The 17,717-nt window shown below is 55.4% G+C and carries 16 protein-coding genes; 9 read left to right on the top strand and 7 right to left on the bottom strand.

Annotation, left to right across the window (positions count from 1 at the left end):
* The first annotated feature begins 49 nt into the window (after positions 1-49).
* Both AC2FID_RS21310 and AC2FID_RS21305 read left to right on the top strand, forming a co-directional pair.
* Positions 50-1,120 (top strand): ABC transporter permease, encoded by a 1,071-nt coding sequence (locus AC2FID_RS21310; RefSeq protein WP_109310884.1) that lies wholly within the window; start codon positions 50-52, stop codon positions 1,118-1,120.
* Positions 1,120-1,902: an ATP-binding cassette domain-containing protein gene (locus tag AC2FID_RS21305; protein WP_282119243.1), complete on the top strand. Its 783-nt coding sequence runs from the start codon at positions 1,120-1,122 to the stop codon at positions 1,900-1,902. Before AC2FID_RS21310 ends, AC2FID_RS21305 begins: the two co-directional genes overlap by 1 nt.
* 289 nt (positions 1,903-2,191) lie before the next feature.
* On the opposite strand, the gene AC2FID_RS21300 is transcribed toward AC2FID_RS21305, so the two are convergent.
* The 4 genes from AC2FID_RS21300 to AC2FID_RS21285 all read right to left on the bottom strand — a co-directional run bounded on the left by AC2FID_RS21300 (position 2,192) and on the right by AC2FID_RS21285 (position 6,538).
* Positions 2,192-2,914, bottom strand: a complete 723-nt coding sequence (locus tag AC2FID_RS21300) for an alpha/beta fold hydrolase (RefSeq protein WP_496758296.1) — start codon at positions 2,912-2,914, stop codon at positions 2,192-2,194.
* Positions 2,911-4,452, bottom strand: coding sequence for an ABC transporter permease (locus AC2FID_RS21295; RefSeq protein ID WP_496838593.1), 1,542 nt, complete (start codon positions 4,450-4,452; stop codon positions 2,911-2,913). The genes AC2FID_RS21300 and AC2FID_RS21295 overlap by 4 nt, the downstream gene beginning before the upstream one ends.
* Positions 4,449-5,504 carry a quaternary amine ABC transporter ATP-binding protein gene (locus tag AC2FID_RS21290; protein ID WP_282119240.1) on the bottom strand — a complete coding sequence of 352 codons (1,056 nt, stop codon included), beginning with the start codon at positions 5,502-5,504 and terminating at the stop codon, positions 4,449-4,451. The genes AC2FID_RS21295 and AC2FID_RS21290 overlap by 4 nt, the downstream gene beginning before the upstream one ends.
* A 68-nt stretch (positions 5,505-5,572) precedes the next feature.
* On the bottom strand, positions 5,573-6,538 hold the full coding sequence (locus tag AC2FID_RS21285; RefSeq protein WP_108859040.1) for an ABC transporter substrate-binding protein: 966 nt from the start codon (positions 6,536-6,538) through the stop codon (positions 5,573-5,575).
* A gap of 255 nt (positions 6,539-6,793) precedes the next feature.
* Here AC2FID_RS21285 and AC2FID_RS21280 point away from each other — a divergent pair, with 255 nt between their 5' ends.
* Positions 6,794-7,693, top strand: coding sequence for a LysR family transcriptional regulator (locus tag AC2FID_RS21280; protein ID WP_496699942.1), 900 nt, complete (start codon positions 6,794-6,796; stop codon positions 7,691-7,693).
* Positions 7,694-7,738: 45 nt separating this feature from the next.
* On the opposite strand, the gene cuyB is transcribed toward AC2FID_RS21280, so the two are convergent.
* Both cuyB and cuyA read right to left on the bottom strand, forming a co-directional pair.
* On the bottom strand, positions 7,739-8,452 hold the full coding sequence (gene cuyB / locus AC2FID_RS21275) for a cysteate racemase (protein ID WP_496838591.1): 714 nt from the start codon (positions 8,450-8,452) through the stop codon (positions 7,739-7,741).
* A gap of 3 nt (positions 8,453-8,455) precedes the next feature.
* Positions 8,456-9,469 (bottom strand): D-cysteate sulfo-lyase, encoded by a 1,014-nt coding sequence (cuyA, locus tag AC2FID_RS21270; RefSeq protein WP_496699944.1) that lies wholly within the window; start codon positions 9,467-9,469, stop codon positions 8,456-8,458.
* A 122-nt stretch (positions 9,470-9,591) separates the two neighbouring features.
* On the opposite strand from cuyA, the gene AC2FID_RS21265 reads away from it, so the two are divergent.
* Positions 9,592-10,482 (top strand): LysR family transcriptional regulator, encoded by an 891-nt coding sequence (locus AC2FID_RS21265; protein ID WP_282169677.1) that lies wholly within the window; start codon positions 9,592-9,594, stop codon positions 10,480-10,482.
* Positions 10,483-10,770: 288 nt separating this feature from the next.
* On the opposite strand, the gene AC2FID_RS21260 is transcribed toward AC2FID_RS21265, so the two are convergent.
* On the bottom strand, positions 10,771-11,400 hold the full coding sequence (locus tag AC2FID_RS21260) for a response regulator transcription factor (RefSeq protein ID WP_058273743.1): 630 nt from the start codon (positions 11,398-11,400) through the stop codon (positions 10,771-10,773).
* Between the two features lie 220 nt (positions 11,401-11,620).
* Here AC2FID_RS21260 and AC2FID_RS21255 point away from each other — a divergent pair, with 220 nt between their 5' ends.
* The 5 genes from AC2FID_RS21255 to AC2FID_RS21235 form a co-directional block, all read left to right on the top strand.
* The gene (locus AC2FID_RS21255) at positions 11,621-12,862 is read left to right on the top strand and encodes a pyridoxal-phosphate-dependent aminotransferase family protein (protein WP_496838590.1); all 1,242 of its coding nucleotides are present in this window, start codon (positions 11,621-11,623) and stop codon (positions 12,860-12,862) included.
* Positions 12,863-12,893: 31 nt separating this feature from the next.
* Complete coding sequence (locus AC2FID_RS21250) at positions 12,894-14,090, top strand: malate--CoA ligase subunit beta (RefSeq protein ID WP_058273745.1); 1,197 nt, start codon at positions 12,894-12,896, stop codon at positions 14,088-14,090.
* Complete coding sequence (gene sucD / locus AC2FID_RS21245; RefSeq protein WP_496761480.1) at positions 14,090-14,980, top strand: succinate--CoA ligase subunit alpha; 891 nt, start codon at positions 14,090-14,092, stop codon at positions 14,978-14,980. Before AC2FID_RS21250 ends, sucD begins: the two co-directional genes overlap by 1 nt.
* Positions 14,980-15,951 carry a 2-hydroxyacid dehydrogenase gene (locus AC2FID_RS21240; protein ID WP_496761479.1) on the top strand — a complete coding sequence of 324 codons (972 nt, stop codon included), beginning with the start codon at positions 14,980-14,982 and terminating at the stop codon, positions 15,949-15,951. Before sucD ends, AC2FID_RS21240 begins: the two co-directional genes overlap by 1 nt.
* Before the next feature lie 98 nt (positions 15,952-16,049).
* Positions 16,050-17,717, top strand: a 1,668-nt coding sequence (locus AC2FID_RS21235) for a phosphoenolpyruvate carboxylase (protein ID WP_496838588.1), incomplete at its 3' end; no start/stop codon positions are given.

Raw genomic sequence — 17,717 nt, 5'->3', positions numbered from 1 at the left:
CTGTAAGCTGATTTCGTGGTCACGAAGCCAGCCACGAAAAGGGGGAGATATGTCCGAAGCGAACCAAAGCGCCCAAGAATTTGAAACTGCCACCAGTCGAACCGACACTGTGGCAGAGTTTGACGATCCTCGGCGTGGTGTGCTGGGCAAGCTTCAGCATCTGCTTCACGTCAACCCGTCCCTCGTACCTCTGATCGTTCTGGTCGGAGCGATTTTGATCTTTGGCCTGCTTTTGGGGTCAAAATTCTTTTCACCCTTCGCAATGACCCTGATCCTGCAACAAGTTCAGATCGTCGGTATCGTGGCCGCCGCACAGAGCCTCGTCATTCTGACCGCAGGCATTGATTTGAGTGTGGGCGCGATCATGGTTTTTTCTTCTGTTATCATGGGACAATTCTCGTTCCGATACGGCATACCGGTGCCTATCGCAGTCATGTGCGGACTTGGCGTCGGAACCCTGATCGGTGCTCTCAACGGCTGGCTTGTCAGCCGCGTCAAACTTCCCCCATTCATCGTCACGCTTGGAATGTGGCAGATCATTCTCGCAACAAATTTCCTGTATTCCGCAAACGAGACGATACGCAGCCAGGATATCGAGGCAAACGCCCCATTTCTGCAATTTTTCGGCACCAAATTCAGCATCGGCGGTGCAACATTCACTGTTGGCGTCCTATTCATGCTCGTCCTGATCTTTGTATTGGCCTACGCGCTTAAACACACAGCCTGGGGGCGACACGTCTATGCTGTGGGCGACGATCCGGAAGCAGCCGAGCTATCCGGCGTTAACGTCCACAGAACACTCATGTCTGTTTACATGCTATCCGGTTTGATCTGTGCCTTTGCCGGCTGGGCTTTGATCGGCCGCATCGGGTCAGTCTCACCAACATCTGGCCAATTGGCCAATATCGAAAGCATCACAGCGGTCGTGATCGGCGGCATCTCCCTTTTCGGCGGGCGCGGATCCATTCTGGGGTCGCTGTTTGGCGCACTGATCGTCGGCGTGTTCACCTTAGGTCTGAGGCTGTTGGGCGCGGATGCGCAGTGGACCTTCCTTCTTATCGGACTTCTCATCATCGCAGCGGTCGCGGTCGACCAGTGGATCAGAAAGGTATCGGGCTAATGTCAGACACTACCCCAGTCGTCCAGGGCCGTGGGATCGTCAAACGCTATGGACATGTGACCGCCATAGACCATTCCGATTTTGAACTGCGTCAGGGTGAAATACTCGCGGTTATCGGTGACAACGGTGCAGGCAAATCATCCATCGTCAAAGCCATCTGCGGCGCCACGATCCCGGATGAGGGCGATATTCTGATCGAAGGGAAGAAGGTGAACTTCACCTCACCGATCGACGCCCGGAACATGGGGATTGAGATCGTTTATCAGCAACTTGCCATGTCTCCTGCCCTGTCGATTGCGGACAACATGTTCATGGGGCGTGAGATCCGGAAATCGGGGTTCATGGGCAAGTATCTACGTCAGCTTGACCGCCCCGCGATGGAAAAGTTCGCCCGTGAAAAACTGACCGAACTTGGCCTGATGACCGTTCAATCCATCAATCAGACGGTCGAGACTCTGTCTGGTGGACAGCGCCAAGGTGTGGCCGTTGCCCGCGCCGCAGCCTTTGCGACCAAGTTCATTATCATGGATGAACCGACGGCTGCGTTGGGGGTGAAGGAGAGCCGGAAAGTTCTCGAACTTATTCAGGATGTGCGGGCACGTGGCATTCCGATCATACTAATCAGCCACAACATGCCGCACGTCTTCGAAGTCGCTGATCGCATCCATGTGCACCGGCTGGGCAAAAGGCTCTGCACGATTGATCCCAAGGACTACACGATGTCCGACGCCGTGGCTTTCATGACCGGAGCCAAAGAACCACCGGAGGAGGACGCCGCTTAAACGAACGCGACGCAATGCGCGTTTGTGAAATGAAAGTCTGTAACAATTCATGAGAATTTCACACTCAAGCGTCGCTTCGGAACACTTGCTTGCCTGGGAAGTAGTGTTGTTACATCAACTTCTGGCCCACGAAGATACCCGAAACTCACGTTGACCAAAACAGATCTATGCAATTTTTCAGAGTAGACATTGTTTCACTGCACAGCTGCCCCGGTGGCGATTAATCTCGTGTATTACCAAATCTTCAGCAGAATTTCATTTATTGCTTGGTTACTTTGGTCACGATAGGTCAGCAGGCACCAAAAAAATCACTTAATACTCCGTTGAATAGTCCGGCTTTTTCCAGATGTGTCGCATGTGCAGATTCTGGTATCACCGCAAGATTGGCGTTTGGAATGGACTGCCACAGTTTTTCAGTCTGGCTCCATGGGTAGGTACGATCACGATCCCCCCAAAGAACCAGCGTTTTGGCCTGGATCGCCGACAGGCTTTCAGCACCGCTCCAGGAATGCATCGCATCCAAACCCGTGAGTATGGCTTTCAGGCTGCTTTGCTCCGCTATCGCGGCACAATCTTCATAGGTCACAGCCCGTTCCCGCTCGAGAAACCAGGTTGCAGCAATCCGTCGGGCCGTCGCTTGCGGTCCATCGGCGCAGGCGCGCGTTTTTGAAGTATCAATGGTTTCAAACCGCCCAGGCAGCACACCCACAGAACCCGTGCCATAAAGAACCAAACGGTCCACACGCTCGGGTGCGCGGGCAATCATTTCCTGTACGACCATTCCGCCCATCGAGTGCCCAACCAGGTGAAATTTCTCGATGCCACGCATCTTCAACTCATTCAGCGCCCAATCAGCAAAACCCAAGATGCTGCTGAGGGCATCAAGCTGCGCATTTTCACCAAACCCTGGCAAGTCCAGCGTGACGACATCGTAACCTGCCAACGCATCGACCTGCCCTTGCCATTGCCGACTGCCGCCCAGGAACCCATGGACAAATACAACGGGTGTCATTTCCGGCCGCCCTGCACAATCCGATCTAGGATCATGGCACAGAAAAGGATTGAGAATCCTGCAAGGATACCTTGGCCAACATTCGCGTACTGCAACGCTTCCAGAACGTCCTCACCCAGCCCTTTAGCACCGATCAACGAAGCCACGACAACCATTGCCAGTGACAGCATGATTGTCTGGTTGATACCGGCCCGAATAGACGGGCTTGCCAGCGGTAGGTCAACTTTGGTCAGCAGATACCACTTATTGGCGCCAAAGCTGATCGCCGCTTCGCGCACGCTTTCGGGCACACCGCGCAAGCCCAGAACGGTCAGGCGCACCACTGGCGTGCCGCCGAAGATCATGGTGACCACGACCGCCGCCGGCTTGCCGACACCAAAGAACGCGATCACGGGGACCATGAAGACAAAGGCCGGCATGGTTTGCATGAAATCCATGATCGGCTGGATGAACGCATAGAACCGTGGGCGACGTGCAGCAAACATGCCCAGCGGAATACCAATGACAATAGACAAACACGCCGCTGTCCCCAACAAGGCCAGCGTGGTCATGGCACCTTCCCAGAAACCCAAGAGGCCCATATAGGCCAGAAATGCGCCTGAATAGATCGCCGTGCTAATGCCAGCGGTCAGCCAGGTCAGCAGAATGATCAGGCTCGCGATCACGATCCATGGCGTCTGGACCAGTATGACTTCTAGCGCATCCAGCAAAGTGCGGATTCCGAATGTCAGCCCGTCAAAAAAAGCCTCGCTGTTGCGTACGCACCAGGCGATGAAATCTTCCACCCACGTGATACTGGTCAGGCGGATGTTTGGGTCTGTCGGGAAATGGCTAAGCAGCGAAAAGCGCCCGGGGAAACTGTAGTGCATCATCGCTGCGGCGACGATCAGCGCCATGAAGATCGCGCTGAACACAATCTGCGATACCGGCATGGCCGAGCGTATCGAACGGTCTGATAACCATTCCGAGAAACGTGCCTCAAGCGCCCAGTTCGCCACCTGAGACTGTATCAGTTTGACGATGATCAGTATGATCAGGCCGGTCAGAATGATGTAAGGACCTTCAGCGGCCATCGCCTCGGCCTCGGCACGGATACCCCCTATGTTTTCTTCAAGCGAGTCCACCGTTCGCTGATAGACATCGATCTTGTCCGAGTTGTTTTCGATAGCCGCCGCCAATTGCTGACGACGCAGTTCAAGCGTCCCTTCAATCGATGCAATACGCTCCATTGCCTCGGCTGCCAGATCGCCGAACAGTCCTCGCGCAATCTGCACAAATGCTATTGTTTCGAGGATCAGAAATGGTAACGCCCATGACCACAGACCCCGCGCGCCGAACCAGACCGGGCCAAACAATCCGGCCATCAGATTGAAAGTTGGCGTAAAGCGGGACGACGCACCAATCTTGTCGAAATTACGGATGTAGTAGTCAGGGCTGGTGCGCACAAAGGTGCGAATGTTTTCACGCCGCTCTTCGGCATAGGCAAGAGCCGCTTCGCTTTCGGTATCTTCCAGCGGGTTCAACTCAGAAATGCTCATGACACTTCGGTCCCTTCGATCACGGTGCGCAACAGATCGGCACGGGTTATGACGCCAACATCCACGCCGCCGTCCTCCACAAGAATTGCGCTGCTGTTGTCGATTGCCAGATTTATCAGCGTGCTCAGATTTTCGCCTTCATTCACGCGCGGGGCATCCGCCGATAGCGGCCCATGGGCCGCAATATGTTCTGGAATTGGCCGCATGACCGCATGGGCGCGCACCACTTTGAGGCGTGAAATACCCGCAACGAAATCAGCCACATAGTCATCAGCGGGGTTCATGACGATGTCTTCGGCTGTTCCGATCTGCACCACCTTTCCGTCGCGCATGATCGCGATCCGATTGCCGATGCGGACCGCCTCATCCAGATCGTGTGTAATGAAGATCGTGGTCTTTTTCAGGATCTTGCTCAGGCGGATAAATTCATCCTGCAATTGCCGCCGGATCAAAGGATCAAGGGCCGAGAACGGCTCGTCCATCAAAAGAACATCCGGGTTGGCTGCCAGCGCGCGAGCCAGGCCCACACGTTGTTGCATGCCACCGGACAGCTCGTGTGCGAACTTTGAACCCCAGGCACCCAGTTCGACAATATCGAGAATAGCAGCAGCCTGACGCATGCGTTCATTCTTGCTGACCTGCCGGATTTCCAGTGGCATTGCCACGTTATCCAACACCGACCGATGCGGCATCAGCGCAAAGTTCTGAAACACCATACCGATTTTGTTGTTGCGAAACTGCTGAAGCTCTTTTGGCCCCAAGGCCATGACATCGGTGCCTTCGATTTCGATCTTACCTGCAGTGGGCTCCAGCAGTCGGTTGAAATGGCGGACCAGAGTGGATTTCCCGCTACCTGACAGACCCATGATGCAAAAAATCTCTCCCCGGTTTACCGAAAGGCTGACATCAGCGACGCCGACAACACAGTTGTATTCGGCCAGCACTTGGGACTTGTCCAACCCACGATCGCGGATCGCCTGCAGCGCCACCTCGGGCCTGCCGCCGAATATCTTCCAGACATTCGAGATTTCAATAACGGTATCGTCGCTCATGTGTCCCCCAGAGAACTGTGCTTGGGTGGCGCCAACAATTGGCGCCACCCTTTTTTCTGGAAGTGGGATCAGAGACCCAGCCAGGCGTCCACGCGATCCGGGTTCGCCTCGACCCATTCGCGGGCAACTTCTGCCGGATCACGACCTTTACCGCTGATTTCATAGGCAAAACCGCTAACATCATCCGCCGTCAGGGCGAAATTCGCAAAAAAGTCAGCAACTGCCGGAGAACGGTCCGGCAATGTGTTGGACCACGCGATCTGAACGTTCTTAAGCGCGTCTTTGGTCGCAACGCTGGATTTGCTGTACCAATCCGGATCGTCCGAGGGCTGAACCATCACGTATTTTGCCGGGTCGAAAGTCGGCTCGCTCAGCATTTGAACGTCGAACATGTACCAGACCGCATGTGGCTTGTAGCAGTAGAAGGCATAGCCTTCGCCTTTGGCGATGCTATCCTTGATCCGCGCGGTCTTCACGCTTTCCTCAGCGCGGACCGGTTCGATGAAATCAAGCAGACCGTAGTCGCGGGTTTTGACTTCGTTCACATTGGCCGAAGCCCAACCCGGCGCTCCGATCCACATTTCACCCTTTCCGTTGCCATCACTGTCCATCAGCGCGGCAACATCGGGGCGGCCTAAATCCGCAATATCGGTTATGTTGTTGGCTTCACCAAAATCCTTGCTAACGCAGAAACCCTGATTGCCTTCATAGGGGTTCGACGACAGAGTTACTGTGCCCGCTTCGTCTACATATTTCTTGGTAAAGCTTTCCTGGTTGGGCAGCCAAACATCGGGGTGCACGTCGATATCGCCCTTACCCTGATCCATCGCCTGAAAAATCGTGGCGTTGTTGCCGGGCACATATTCAACTTTGCCGCCGATACGCATTTCCACCACCGCACCCAGCACGTGTGCAATGGCCTGCGCCCCGGTCCAGGATGGCACACCTATTTTGACCTCTTCGGCTGCGAAAGCCGGTATCGCATAAATGCTGACCGCGGCTGCGATTCCCAGCGTTTTCAGATTGGTTCTCATGGTTTTCTCCTCTGTTGAAATGCGCCGTGTTTCGGCGTCGTTTTTTCCGTCGTTCGACTTTCCTATTGCGCAATAGGGTCGAGCCAATATCTCTTTGGCTGCAACATCGGACGGAAGGAAAAAAAAGAAGACCAACCGCCAGACCCTGCCCTGAAGTCTAGATCAAGAGCTTTTCTCAGAGCCAATTCAAACATTTCATCAAACTATTCAATCTTTGCATAGTTTGCGTTATGCTGGCCTAGCACGTCTGTTGACATGTTGGAGCACACATTGGACCTGAATTGGCTACGTGACTTTGAATGTCTTGCCCGGACCTTGAATTTCACCCGCGCATCCGACGAAAGAAACATCACGCAATCCGCATTCAGCCGTAGAATCAAAGCTTTGGAAAGTTGGGTTGGATTGCCCCTGGTCAACCGAGCGACTTACCCTGTTCAGCTGACAGAGGCCGGACAACAGTTCCTGCCTGTTGCTCTGGCGGCCATGTCTCAGTTATCGGAATCGCGCCAATCGTTACGGGATGCCGATCGCGGCGATAGCCGGTTCATCAGGTTTTCGGTTCTTCACACCATAGCCGTTAATTTTCTGGCAACCCGGATAGACGAGTTGCAGAGGCAAATCCCCGAATTACGCACACGTGTCTTGTCTGATTCCTTAAGCACATGTTGTGATCTTTTGATCGAAGGCGCGGTGGATATCCTGCTTTGTTATTATCATCATTCAGTCTCGCCAATGATTGATGAGGCCGCATTTGAACGTAAGGATCTGGTAAAGGATCGTCTGGTGCCGGTGGCGGCTGTTGAACCAGCGCGCACTATGGGATGGGATCTTGCACGACAGGACGGCCCGCCAATCCCCTATCTCGCCTATGACCGGTCTTCGTTTCTGGGAATGGTCGTAGAAAACACCATTGATCGGAAATCCCTGAATACCGAGACGATCTATGTCGACAGCCTTGTCGAGACCATTAAGCGGCGATTGATGACAGGAAGCGGCGTTGCCTGGATGCCCGAAACGGCAATTACAGCAGAACTTGATCAAGGCTTGCTAGTGCCAGTCGGTGATGATGCGTGGAGCGCGACGTTGACAATTTCAGCCTTTTCCAATCCATCCGGCTTTGATCAAATCGCGCTCCAGCTTTGGGAACGTTTGTGACGTCAATCTTCCAAAGCGAGCTGCTACTGTGCGCGGCGCAGTTCTCTAGTCTGCGTCGCTAAGATAGCCTATTTGAGAAAACTCAATGATCGCGTGGACCAGCAAATCAATCGTGTCCGCTGCTTTGACCTCATCCGCGACGCCATCGGCAATAAGCGAGAATTCTGAGCAGGCGACAAGTTGCAGATCTGCCCCCGCTTTGGCCAATGCAATTGAGGCCGTTCGCAGTGTTTCACGCGCGTCATCACTTGGACCGTCGACCTTAATTCTGCGGATCGCCGTCAGCAGCCTGTCACTATCCGTTGGCCAGACAATCGATAGCCCGCGGGTTTGCAATGCCGTTTCGAAAAGGCGGGTACGGCGCACTGCGGGTGAGGCGAGCACGCCAACGCATCCACCGGCCCCCAGTTCACTGACAGCATGATCCGCAGCCAGTTTCACCATATTCAACAAAGGAACGGTCACTGCATCCGTGATCGCGTCGGCGTAGTGATGCGCCGTGTTGCAGGGCATTGCCAGCGCAGCGGCGCCAGCGCCCTGAAGACGGCGTGCCATTGCGGCAAGCGTCGGTCCCGGGTCTTCGCCCTTCCCCTCAATCAGATGATCAATCCGCGACGGCACCTGCGGGTTCATATCAATCAGAAGCGGGATGTGATCGCGGTCATCACTTACTGGCACGGCCTCCACCAGCTTACGCTGGAGGAGGATGGTGGCCTCGGGACCCATGCCACCTAGAATGCCAATTGGGCGCAATGTCATTGCTCAGACATTCACCCATCGGTTTTTGTGGTCGAATGCAAAATCATAACCACCAAGGGCCGCAGCACCTCCAGTGTGCAGGAAAACGATCCGCTGGTCATTGAATTCACCCTTGCGGGCCAGGTCGATTAAGCCCGCTGCGCCCTTGGCAGAGTAGCAGGGGTCCAGAAGAATGCCCTCAAGCTCGGCAAACATCTCAATCGCCTCGATGCCGCTTTCGGTCGGAAGGCCATAGCCCTCGCCCACATAGTTGGTATTGGCCATCACGTCCTCGCGCTTTACCACGCCTGAGCAACCCAGCTTTTCGGCTGTTTTGCAGGCGAGGTCATAAACCATCTGTTCCTGCTTTGGTTGAGGCGCTCTTGTACCGATACCCAGCACCGGTACCTGCGCATTCATGGCGCACATTCCTGTCACCAACCCAGCCTGCGTTCCCGACGAACCTGTTGCGTGTACCAGCCGATCAATTCGCAAACCACTGTCATTGGCTTGCCCCAAAAGTTCAAAGGCTGCGTTCACATAGCCAAGTGCCCCGGTCGGGTTAGATCCACCGCCGGGAATAACATAGACATTACGGCCCTCTGTCCGTTTTTTCTCGGCGGCCTTTTCCATTTCGCCCGCCATGTCGTGACCACCGGGAAATTTTTCGGTTGTTGCGCCGTGCAAATGATCCAACAGCACGTTCCCGTTCGTGTTGTAGTTTCCGTCCTGATATCCGGTGCGATCTTCCAGAAGGATATGGCAATCAAGTCCCAGCTTGGCGGCAAAGGCTGCGGTTTGACGACCGTGGTTAGTTTGCGTGGCTCCTTGCGTCATAACCATATCCGCGCCCTGCGCTTCCGCCTCGGCCATTAGGAATTCCAGCTTGCGGGTCTTGTTGCCGCCTGTTGACATGCCGGTGCAATCGTCGCGCTTGATCCATATCTCGACACCCAGTTCTTTCGACAACCGTTTCATCGGTTCAAGCGGTGTCGGAAGATGAGCCAGGTGAAGGCGGGGGAAGCGGGCGAGATGCATAACATGGCTCCTAATATTGGTTTCCGTCAATTTACTATGTGAGATACGGCTCCGCTAATTCGAAATGTGGCTTCTATGTTGCAAAGTTTGCATATTACTGAGCATTGCAGTAACTGGTTCACATGCGTTTGGAATGGATCGATGATATATTGGCCGTGTTGGACAGCGGATCTCTGGCCCGCGCTGCGGACAAGCGGTTGCTGACCCAATCTGCCTTTACCCGTCGGGTACGGCTTATCGAAGACAGTATCGGTGCGACCCTATTTGATCGCCGTCGCAAACCCGTATCTCTGATGCCGGGTGTACAGGCTTTGGAGCCTGAGCTGCGTGAGCTGAGTACGCGGCTGCACAAACTACGTCATACTTTGAAAACAGCGAGTGATAGGGCCAACAAGTCTCTGTCTCTTGTGTGCCAACATGCTCTCACGACAACCGTTTCGCCAAAAGTAGTCCGCACCTTGACCGAAAATGACGCTATCTCGGTTCGAGTCCGATCGGGAAATCAGGACGAATGTCTGTTGCAGCTGATCTCAAAAGAGGTCGATTTCGCGATCATGTACACTATTTCGGATGGCAGTGCGCGAGATCTCGAAAATGCGTTTGAGGCCAAGACGATTGGCAGAGATATTCTTATCCCGGTTTGCGCGCCTGCAATGCGTGAGGAATTGGTTGGCGAGACCGTTCCCGCGATAGTCTACCCGCCTGATGTCTTCCTTGGGCAAGTGTTTTCCCGATTGGTCGCGCCGCGATTGCCTGAGCATATTACAATCACCTCCAGAGCAGAGACCGCACTGACGCTCGCGATGCTACAATATGCCCTGGATGGAATCGGCGTTGCGTGGTTGCCCTATTCTTTGGCCGCCAGTCCGCTTGCAGAGGGGCAGCTTGTACGCGTTGACGATGCTCTGCCTGCACAAGAACTTACAATCAGAATGGTCCGATTGGCTGCAGTGCAGTCAGAATTCAGTGAGCAAGTATGGCAACGTCTTGCCGGGCAATTGCAGAGCATTTGATCATCACAAGATCGAAGAAATGATGTGACAGACTTCATCTGAGCGCTGATATTGACCGACGACGCATTCATGATGTTGCGCAAGGGCACCCTCTTGTAACACGGTACTTGGTCGACCTCATTTTGGGTCGCCTACGCGCTTCTGGCCAAAGCTACCTTGGGCGTTTCATGAGATAGCTGAACGTCCAGTCCAATCCGGTTTGTACATTTAAGTACAAGTGGAGCGGGTGTTCATCCTTGCTGCAATGAGCAGGTTTTTCTATTTTGTCTCGACACATCACCTACGAGCCTAATCTGAAGAAGATTTGGCTGAATAGTAATAAGCGATGGCTTGCGCCCGGTTTCTAACTGACAGTTTTTCATAGATATTCGAGAGGTGGAATTTCACGGTATTGGTGGAAATCTGTAACTCTTTCGACAGTTCCCGGTTGGACATTCCCTTCGACAGTGCCTCAAGGATAGCCCGCTCTTTGCGCGACAAGGTCTGAAGAGGGCTATGTTGCACCGTGCGTACATCGATAAATGGGAAAACCATCTTACCTTTGGCAACATCAACGCATGTCTCCAGCAGGCCTTCAACCTCACCGGAACGAGGTGCAAACCCTGCGGCGCCTGCTTGCATGGCCAGCCGAGGGACATCACCTGCCTCATCACCATAGACCACAAAACGCGGTGCATTTTCCTGTTCGCGCAGCACTTCGATCAGTTTGGCTGCACCCAAAGCTGGCAGTTCCCAGGACACTACGCAGACCTTTACCGGCACACGCATGACTGCCCCAAGGAAACCTTCGGCAGTTGCAGATGTCGCCACCAACGAGAATCGTTTGTCTCTCTCAAAGATTTCGGACATCGCCGAGAGGACGAGAGAATTGTTGTTGGCGAGCATGATGTCGATCGGAGGGGGCGTTGTGTCGAGCATTGATTTTCCACCTAATTTACCCAAGAACTACCATGTTGGGTAGGTAAGTTTCCGGTATACATCGGTATATTTGCCAGAATGGGTAGGTTTTTTCCCACCCAAATAGCTACCCTAAAGCAGTAGTAAGTTACGTTGCGCCCTAACGCAAGGATCGGCTTTTCTTTTCGGTAACGCGACAGACGGGGCGCATTACGGACCCCGTCGCCGAGGAGGATCGCCAATGACGTTTCAAATCTACCCGACGCTCGAAATTCCGGAAACACTGGCTGCGGGACCCGGACCAGGCAATACCGATGCCCGCGTTCTGCATGCCTTTGCAAATGCGGGTGTTGCGGATCACATGCAGGGTGACGTCCTGCGCGGCATGATCGAATGCAAGCACATGCTGCGCAAAATCTGGGGCACCGACAATACCTATACCTTCGCGGTTGCTGGCACCGGTTGGAGCGCGCTGGACACTATGTTCTCGGCCGTTATGCCTGGCGACAAGGTGGTTGCGTTCACCAATGGCACCTTTTCCGGCATTGACGCGCTGACCCTTCGGATTAAGGCAGCCACACCTGAAGAACATGCCGCCAATCCACTTGATCCCATTGCGGCCAGCGTCACCGTGATCGAAATTCCGCATGGCCAGCCCGTGACCGGTGAGATGGTCGAGGTCGCATTGGCCGAACACAAGCCGAAATGGGCTTTCATGGCACATTGGGAAACCGGTTCCGGCCGTGTCAACGATGTACAGGGATTCTCGGATGCGTGTGAAAATCATGGCACCATGGGTCTGATTGATGCCGTGTCTTCGCTGGGTGTTGCAGACTTTCGTATCGACGATTTCCCCGGCATCGCAGGCTGGGCTTCGTGCCCGCAAAAAGGCCTATGCTGCCTGCCCCTGACCTATGCGCCGGTCAGCTTCACCAACGCCTTTATCGAGGCGCTGAAGACAACCGGTGCTTACTCTTACGTCCACAATCCGATTTTCGAGGCCCGCCATTGGGGCATTGTCGACGGTCAGGATGTTGAGAAAGGCACCTATCACCGGACCCATTCGGGCTATGCCGTCGCCGCGTTCCATGAATCTCTGCGTCTGACCTTGCAGGAAGGACTGGCTAAACGCGCGCATTCCTACAAAACGCATGAGGCCGTCCTGCGTGACGCCGTCACCGCGATGGGCTGCGATGTCACTTCGGACATGCCAAGCCTCGTAGTGCTGAACCTGCCCACAGAACTGGCTGGCCGCGAAATGGAATTGGTACAGAACTGCCGCGCGCGTGGCTTTGGCATCTGGCCGACACTCAGCGCCCCGGTACAGGTGCGCATCGGCATCCTGAACCAACTGAACCACCAATCGATCAGCCGCATCGTAAAACTGTTTGGCGAGGCGATCCGCGAGCTGGGTGGCACAGTGGATTTTGAAGCCATCGAAGCGCTGCTGGAAAGCCGCTACGGCACGTCGATCGCGGCCTGACCGCACTGCATGAACGGGAGGAAGATTGCAGATGGATATTCACGAATATCAGGCGAAAGAGGTTCTTTCGAATTTTGGCGTCGCCGTACCTTCGGGTGCGCTGGCCTACAGTCCCGAACAAGCGGCATATCGGGCGCGCGAGCTAGGGGGCGATCGTTGGATCGTGAAGGCTCAAGTCCATGCCGGAGGCCGAGGAAAAGCCGGAGGTGTCAAACTGTGCAACACCGAGAACGAAATCCATGAAGCCTGTGACGAGATGTTCGGACGTAGGTTGGTTACGCATCAAACCGGTCCCGAAGGCAAGGGCATCTACCGTGTCTACGTTGAATCCGCCGTGCCGATTGATCGCGAGATTTATCTGGGCTTCGTGCTGGATCGCTCCAGCCAGCGGGTGATGATCGTGGCCTCGTCGGAAGGCGGCATGGAGATCGAAGATATCTCGGCCGAACGCCCCGACAGCATCGTGCGATCGATCGTCGAACCAGCCGTGGGCCTGCAGGAATTCCAGGCGCGCGAAATCGCATTTCAACTGGGTTTTGAGGCGAAATTGGTGCAGCAAATGGTGCGCACGCTACAGGGCTGCTACGCCGCCTTCAGCAATCTGGACGCCACCATGGTCGAGATCAACCCGCTGGTCATCACCGGTGACGATCGGGTTCTGGCGTTGGATGCCAAGATGAGCTTTGACGACAACGCATTGTTCCGGCATCCGCAGATCTCAGAGTTACGCGACAAAAGCCAGGAAGACCCACGCGAAAGTCGCGCTGCGGATCGCGGCCTGTCTTATGTCGGTCTTGACGGCAATATCGGCTGTATCGTGAACGGCGCCGGTCTGGCCATGGCCACGATGGATACGATCAAGTTGGCGGGGGGCGAACCTGCGAACTTTCTGGACATCGGCGGTGGCGCCTCACCCGAACGTGTGGCCAAGGCCTTTCGTCTGGTCCTGTCAGACAAGAACGTGCAGGCGGTGCTGGTCAACATATTCGCCGGGATCAATCGCTGTGACTGGGTCGCAGAGGGCGTCGTTCAGGCGCTACGCGAACTTGAGCTTGAAATCCCTGTCATCGTGCGGCTGGCCGGCACCAATGTCGCGGAAGGTCAGAAAATTCTGGCCAAATCCGGATTGCCGATCATCCGCGCCACCACCCTGATGGAAGCCGCCGAACGCGCTGTTGGCGCGTGGCAAAACGATCTGACCCAAAACACCAAGATGAGGGCTGTCTAATGAGCATTCTTCTGGACCGCGACAGTCGTGTTATCGTTCAGGGCATTACCGGACGGATGGCACGGTTCCATACCAAGGACATGCTGGACTACGGCACTAATGTCGTCGGCGGCGTTGTCCCCGGCAAGGGCGGCGAGACCGTCGAGGGCGTGCCGGTCTTTGACACCGTCAAACAGGCCGTTGAGGCGACCGGTGCCGATGCCAGCCTTGTTTTCGTGCCGCCACCATTTGCCGCCGATTCCATTATGGAGGCCGCAGATTCGGGTATCCGCTATTGCGTCTGTATCACCGACGGTATCCCGGCGCAGGACATGATCCGGGTCAAGCGGTACATGTACCGCTATCCCAAAGACAAGCGCATGGTGCTGACCGGGCCCAACTGCGCGGGCACCATCAGCCCCGGCAAGGCTCTGCTGGGGATCATGCCAGGCCACATCTATCTGCCCGGAAATGTCGGCATCATCGGTCGATCCGGCACGCTCGGCTATGAGGCCGCAGCCCAACTGAAAGAACACGGCATCGGCGTTTCAACTAGCGTCGGGATCGGCGGCGACCCGATCAACGGGTCTTCGTTCCGCGATATCCTTGAGCGGTTCGAACAGGACAGGGACACTGAAGTCATTGCCATGATCGGCGAGATCGGCGGCCCGCAGGAAGCCGAGGCCGCAGAATACATCCGCGACAACATAACCAAGCCCGTCGTCGCCTATGTTGCAGGTCTGACCGCGCCCAAAGGTCGGACTATGGGTCATGCTGGTGCGATCATCTCGGCCTTTGGCGAAAGTGCCTCGGAGAAGGTCGAAATCTTGTCGGCGGCGGGGGTGACCGTTGCTGAAAACCCGGCTGTGATTGGAAAGACCATTGCCCGCGTCATGGGAAAGGCTGCGTGATGACCAAACCTTCAGTCCTTGTCACCCGTCGCTGGCCCGCCGCCGTCGAGGCGCGACTGGCCGAAGACTACAACACTGTACTCAATACCGGGGATACTCCGATGTCCCCGGCTGAAATCCGCGACGCCCTGAAACACTATGATGCGGTGCTGCCCACCGTTACCGATACGCTCAGCGCCGAGGCGCTGGACGTCCCCGCAGCACAGACCAAAATTCTGGCCAATTACGGAGTCGGATACAGCCACATTTGCGAGCCCTCAGCCCGCGAGCTTGGCATGACCGTGACAAACACGCCTGACGTTCTGTCTGAATGTACCGCCGATATCGCGATGACATTGCTGCTGATGGTAGCGCGCCGCGCTGGCGAAGGCGAACGCGAGCTGCGCGCCGGAAACTGGACCGGTTGGCGGCCCACGCATCTGGTCGGCACCAAGGTCAGCGGTAAGACCCTGGGCATCATCGGCTATGGCCGCATCGGGCAGGAAATGGCCCGCCGCGCCCATCACGGCTTTGGTATGGACGTCGTTATTTTCAATCGCAGCCAGGTGGCGCCCGACGTTTTGGCCAAGTGCAATGCCACTCAGGTGGATACTGTCGATGAGCTGTTGCCGCAATGCGACTTCGTCTCGCTGCACTGCCCCGGAGGGGCCGCAAACCGGCACCTGATCAACGGTCGACGACTCGACTTGATGAAACCCGACGCCTTCCTGATCAACACCGCGCGCGGCGAGGTCATCGACGAGCACGCCCTGATCCAAGCCCTGATGTTCGACACAATTGGCGGCGCGGCGCTGGATGTTTTTGACGGCGAGCCCCGCATTAGCTCGGACCTGCTGCAATGTGACAACCTCGTCATGCTGCCACATCTCGGAAGCGCGACTAAAGAAGCACGCGAAGCTATGGGGTTCCGCGTCATTGAAAACCTCAATGATTTCTTCAATGGCAAAAATCCAAGAGACAAAGTGATCTGATGCAAGCGTTGGCTCAGGATACCCAGCCGTCGCTTCCACCGTCCGCGTACGCGGACGGTCTTCGGACTGAATTGCGCACGCTATGGCGAAACATCCTTTTGAAAAGGGCGCCACATGTCGCTTCTTGGGCCGAAGCCAAGCCGCTGCCCCCCATTCCAACTGGCCAGGCCGCAATCCCGTATTTGCAGGCCCTGTCGATCTGGTTTCAGCTTTTGCGCATCATCGACGAAAACGCAGATGTGCGGGATCGTCGACAAATCGAAACCCAAAAAGGTGCCCAAGCGGTTGAAGGTGGATTTGCCGAAGTGTTGTCGGACCTTAATCTTAGTGTTGGGGAAACCGAAAAGTTGGCAGGTAGTTTAATGACTGGCCCCACGCTAACGGCTCATCCGACCGAAGCCAAACGCGTCACCGTTCTTGAAATTCACCGCCGGATTTATCGTATCCTGGTCAGCCTCGAATCTCAGCGCTGGACGCCAATTGAACGTTCAACATTGTTGAATGATCTGGAAGGCGAGATCGACCTACTATGGATGACCGGAGAATTACGCTTGTCACGTCCCAGTTTACGTGACGAGATCGAATGGGGTTTGCAATTTTTCCGCGACGCAATATTCGATGCTGTACCACAGGTCATCGACCGGTTCGATCACGCCTGTATGCAGGTTTTGGGTAAGACTTTAAATGTGACGCCCAACGTCCGATTTCATAGCTGGATTGGCGGTGACCGGGACGGCAACCCGAATGTAACCTCTGAGATGACCAAACTGGCTCTGCAACGTGGGCGCGAGACAGCGATTGATCTCTACTGTCAGGCTCTTGATAAAGCCGCGCAAAAACTGAGCATTAGCGCCCTGATCCTACCACTGCCCGAACCTCACGGTGAACGGTTGCAGGCAATTATCAACCGCGCACCCAAGAATGACCGCAACCCGAACGAACCGTTTCGGCAGGCCCTGAATGCCGTCCGCCAAAGACTGACAAGTGCCGGTTATCAGCATATCTCGCAGTTCGAGTGTGATCTCGACGCGCTTGATGAGGCGCTTTGTGCAGTAAACGCCGATATTCTAACAAGGCGGCATATCCGACCTCTTCGCCGGGCGGCAACCGTATTCGGGTTGCGTACCACAACCTTGGACATACGGCAGAATTCGACTGTGACGACTAGCGTTCTGGCAGAAATCTGGTCTGCATTCGAACCTGCGCCCAAATACGGAACACCCAAATGGTCGACCCGTCTGCGCACCGAGTTGGCAGACCAGAACCTGCAGTATCCTCAGCGTGACGGGTTGAGTGATCAGGCGCAGGAATTGCTAGCCTTACTAGCCCTTATGCACGCTGTTCGAACAGGGCCGGATCCCAAAGCTGTCGGACCATTCATCTTGTCGATGACACGCTCGGCAGACGACATCCTGGGTGTCTATCTTCTCGCCCGCTATGCCGGGTTCGGATCAGAGACACTTGATATTTCTGTGGTGCCGCTGTTCGAGACGATCGGTGATCTGCGCAACGCCTCAGCAATTCTGCTGGATGTTCTGGATGTTCCGCTTGCCCGCCGCAGCCTTAAGTCAGGTGGCAATGTGATCGAGGTGATGTTGGGATACTCCGACAGCGGCAAAGATGGTGGATATTTCTGTTCAACCTGGGAACTGGACCGTGCGCAGCGCCGGATCGTTACAGCACTTGCGTCGCAGGGATTTAGTGCCGCGTTTTTTCACGGACGTGGTGGTTCTGTCAGCCGGGGCGGTGCCCCCACAGGCCGGGCA

The sequence above is a fragment of the Ruegeria sp. CDSC068 genome (assembly GCF_059610545.1).
The sequence above is the reverse complement of the archived record's forward strand: the minus strand, read 5'-3'. Positions and strand labels throughout refer to the sequence as shown.

Bases quoted from the DNA above. Each gene is read 5' to 3' on its own strand.
- AC2FID_RS21265 (WP_282169677.1), top strand. From the start codon at position 9,592: ATGCGTTTGGAATGGATCGATGATATATTGGCCGTGTTGGACAGCGGA.
- AC2FID_RS21310 (WP_109310884.1), top strand. From the start codon at position 50: ATGTCCGAAGCGAACCAAAGCGCCCAAGAATTTGAAACTGCCACCAGT.
- AC2FID_RS21280 (WP_496699942.1), top strand. From the start codon at position 6,794: ATGTTGGAGCACACATTGGACCTGAATTGGCTACGTGACTTTGAATGT.
- AC2FID_RS21305 (WP_282119243.1), top strand. From the start codon at position 1,120: ATGTCAGACACTACCCCAGTCGTCCAGGGCCGTGGGATCGTCAAACGC.
- cuyB (WP_496838591.1), bottom strand. From the start codon at position 8,452: ATGACATTGCGCCCAATTGGCATTCTAGGTGGCATGGGTCCCGAGGCC.
- sucD (WP_496761480.1), top strand. From the start codon at position 14,090: ATGAGCATTCTTCTGGACCGCGACAGTCGTGTTATCGTTCAGGGCATT.
- AC2FID_RS21285 (WP_108859040.1), bottom strand. From the start codon at position 6,538: ATGAGAACCAATCTGAAAACGCTGGGAATCGCAGCCGCGGTCAGCATT.
- AC2FID_RS21240 (WP_496761479.1), top strand. From the start codon at position 14,980: ATGACCAAACCTTCAGTCCTTGTCACCCGTCGCTGGCCCGCCGCCGTC.
- AC2FID_RS21260 (WP_058273743.1), bottom strand. From the start codon at position 11,400: ATGCTCGACACAACGCCCCCTCCGATCGACATCATGCTCGCCAACAAC.
- AC2FID_RS21290 (WP_282119240.1), bottom strand. From the start codon at position 5,504: ATGAGCGACGATACCGTTATTGAAATCTCGAATGTCTGGAAGATATTC.
- AC2FID_RS21300 (WP_496758296.1), bottom strand. From the start codon at position 2,914: ATGACACCCGTTGTATTTGTCCATGGGTTCCTGGGCGGCAGTCGGCAA.
- AC2FID_RS21295 (WP_496838593.1), bottom strand. From the start codon at position 4,452: ATGAGCATTTCTGAGTTGAACCCGCTGGAAGATACCGAAAGCGAAGCG.
- AC2FID_RS21250 (WP_058273745.1), top strand. From the start codon at position 12,894: ATGGATATTCACGAATATCAGGCGAAAGAGGTTCTTTCGAATTTTGGC.
- AC2FID_RS21255 (WP_496838590.1), top strand. From the start codon at position 11,621: ATGACGTTTCAAATCTACCCGACGCTCGAAATTCCGGAAACACTGGCT.
- cuyA (WP_496699944.1), bottom strand. From the start codon at position 9,469: ATGCATCTCGCCCGCTTCCCCCGCCTTCACCTGGCTCATCTTCCGACA.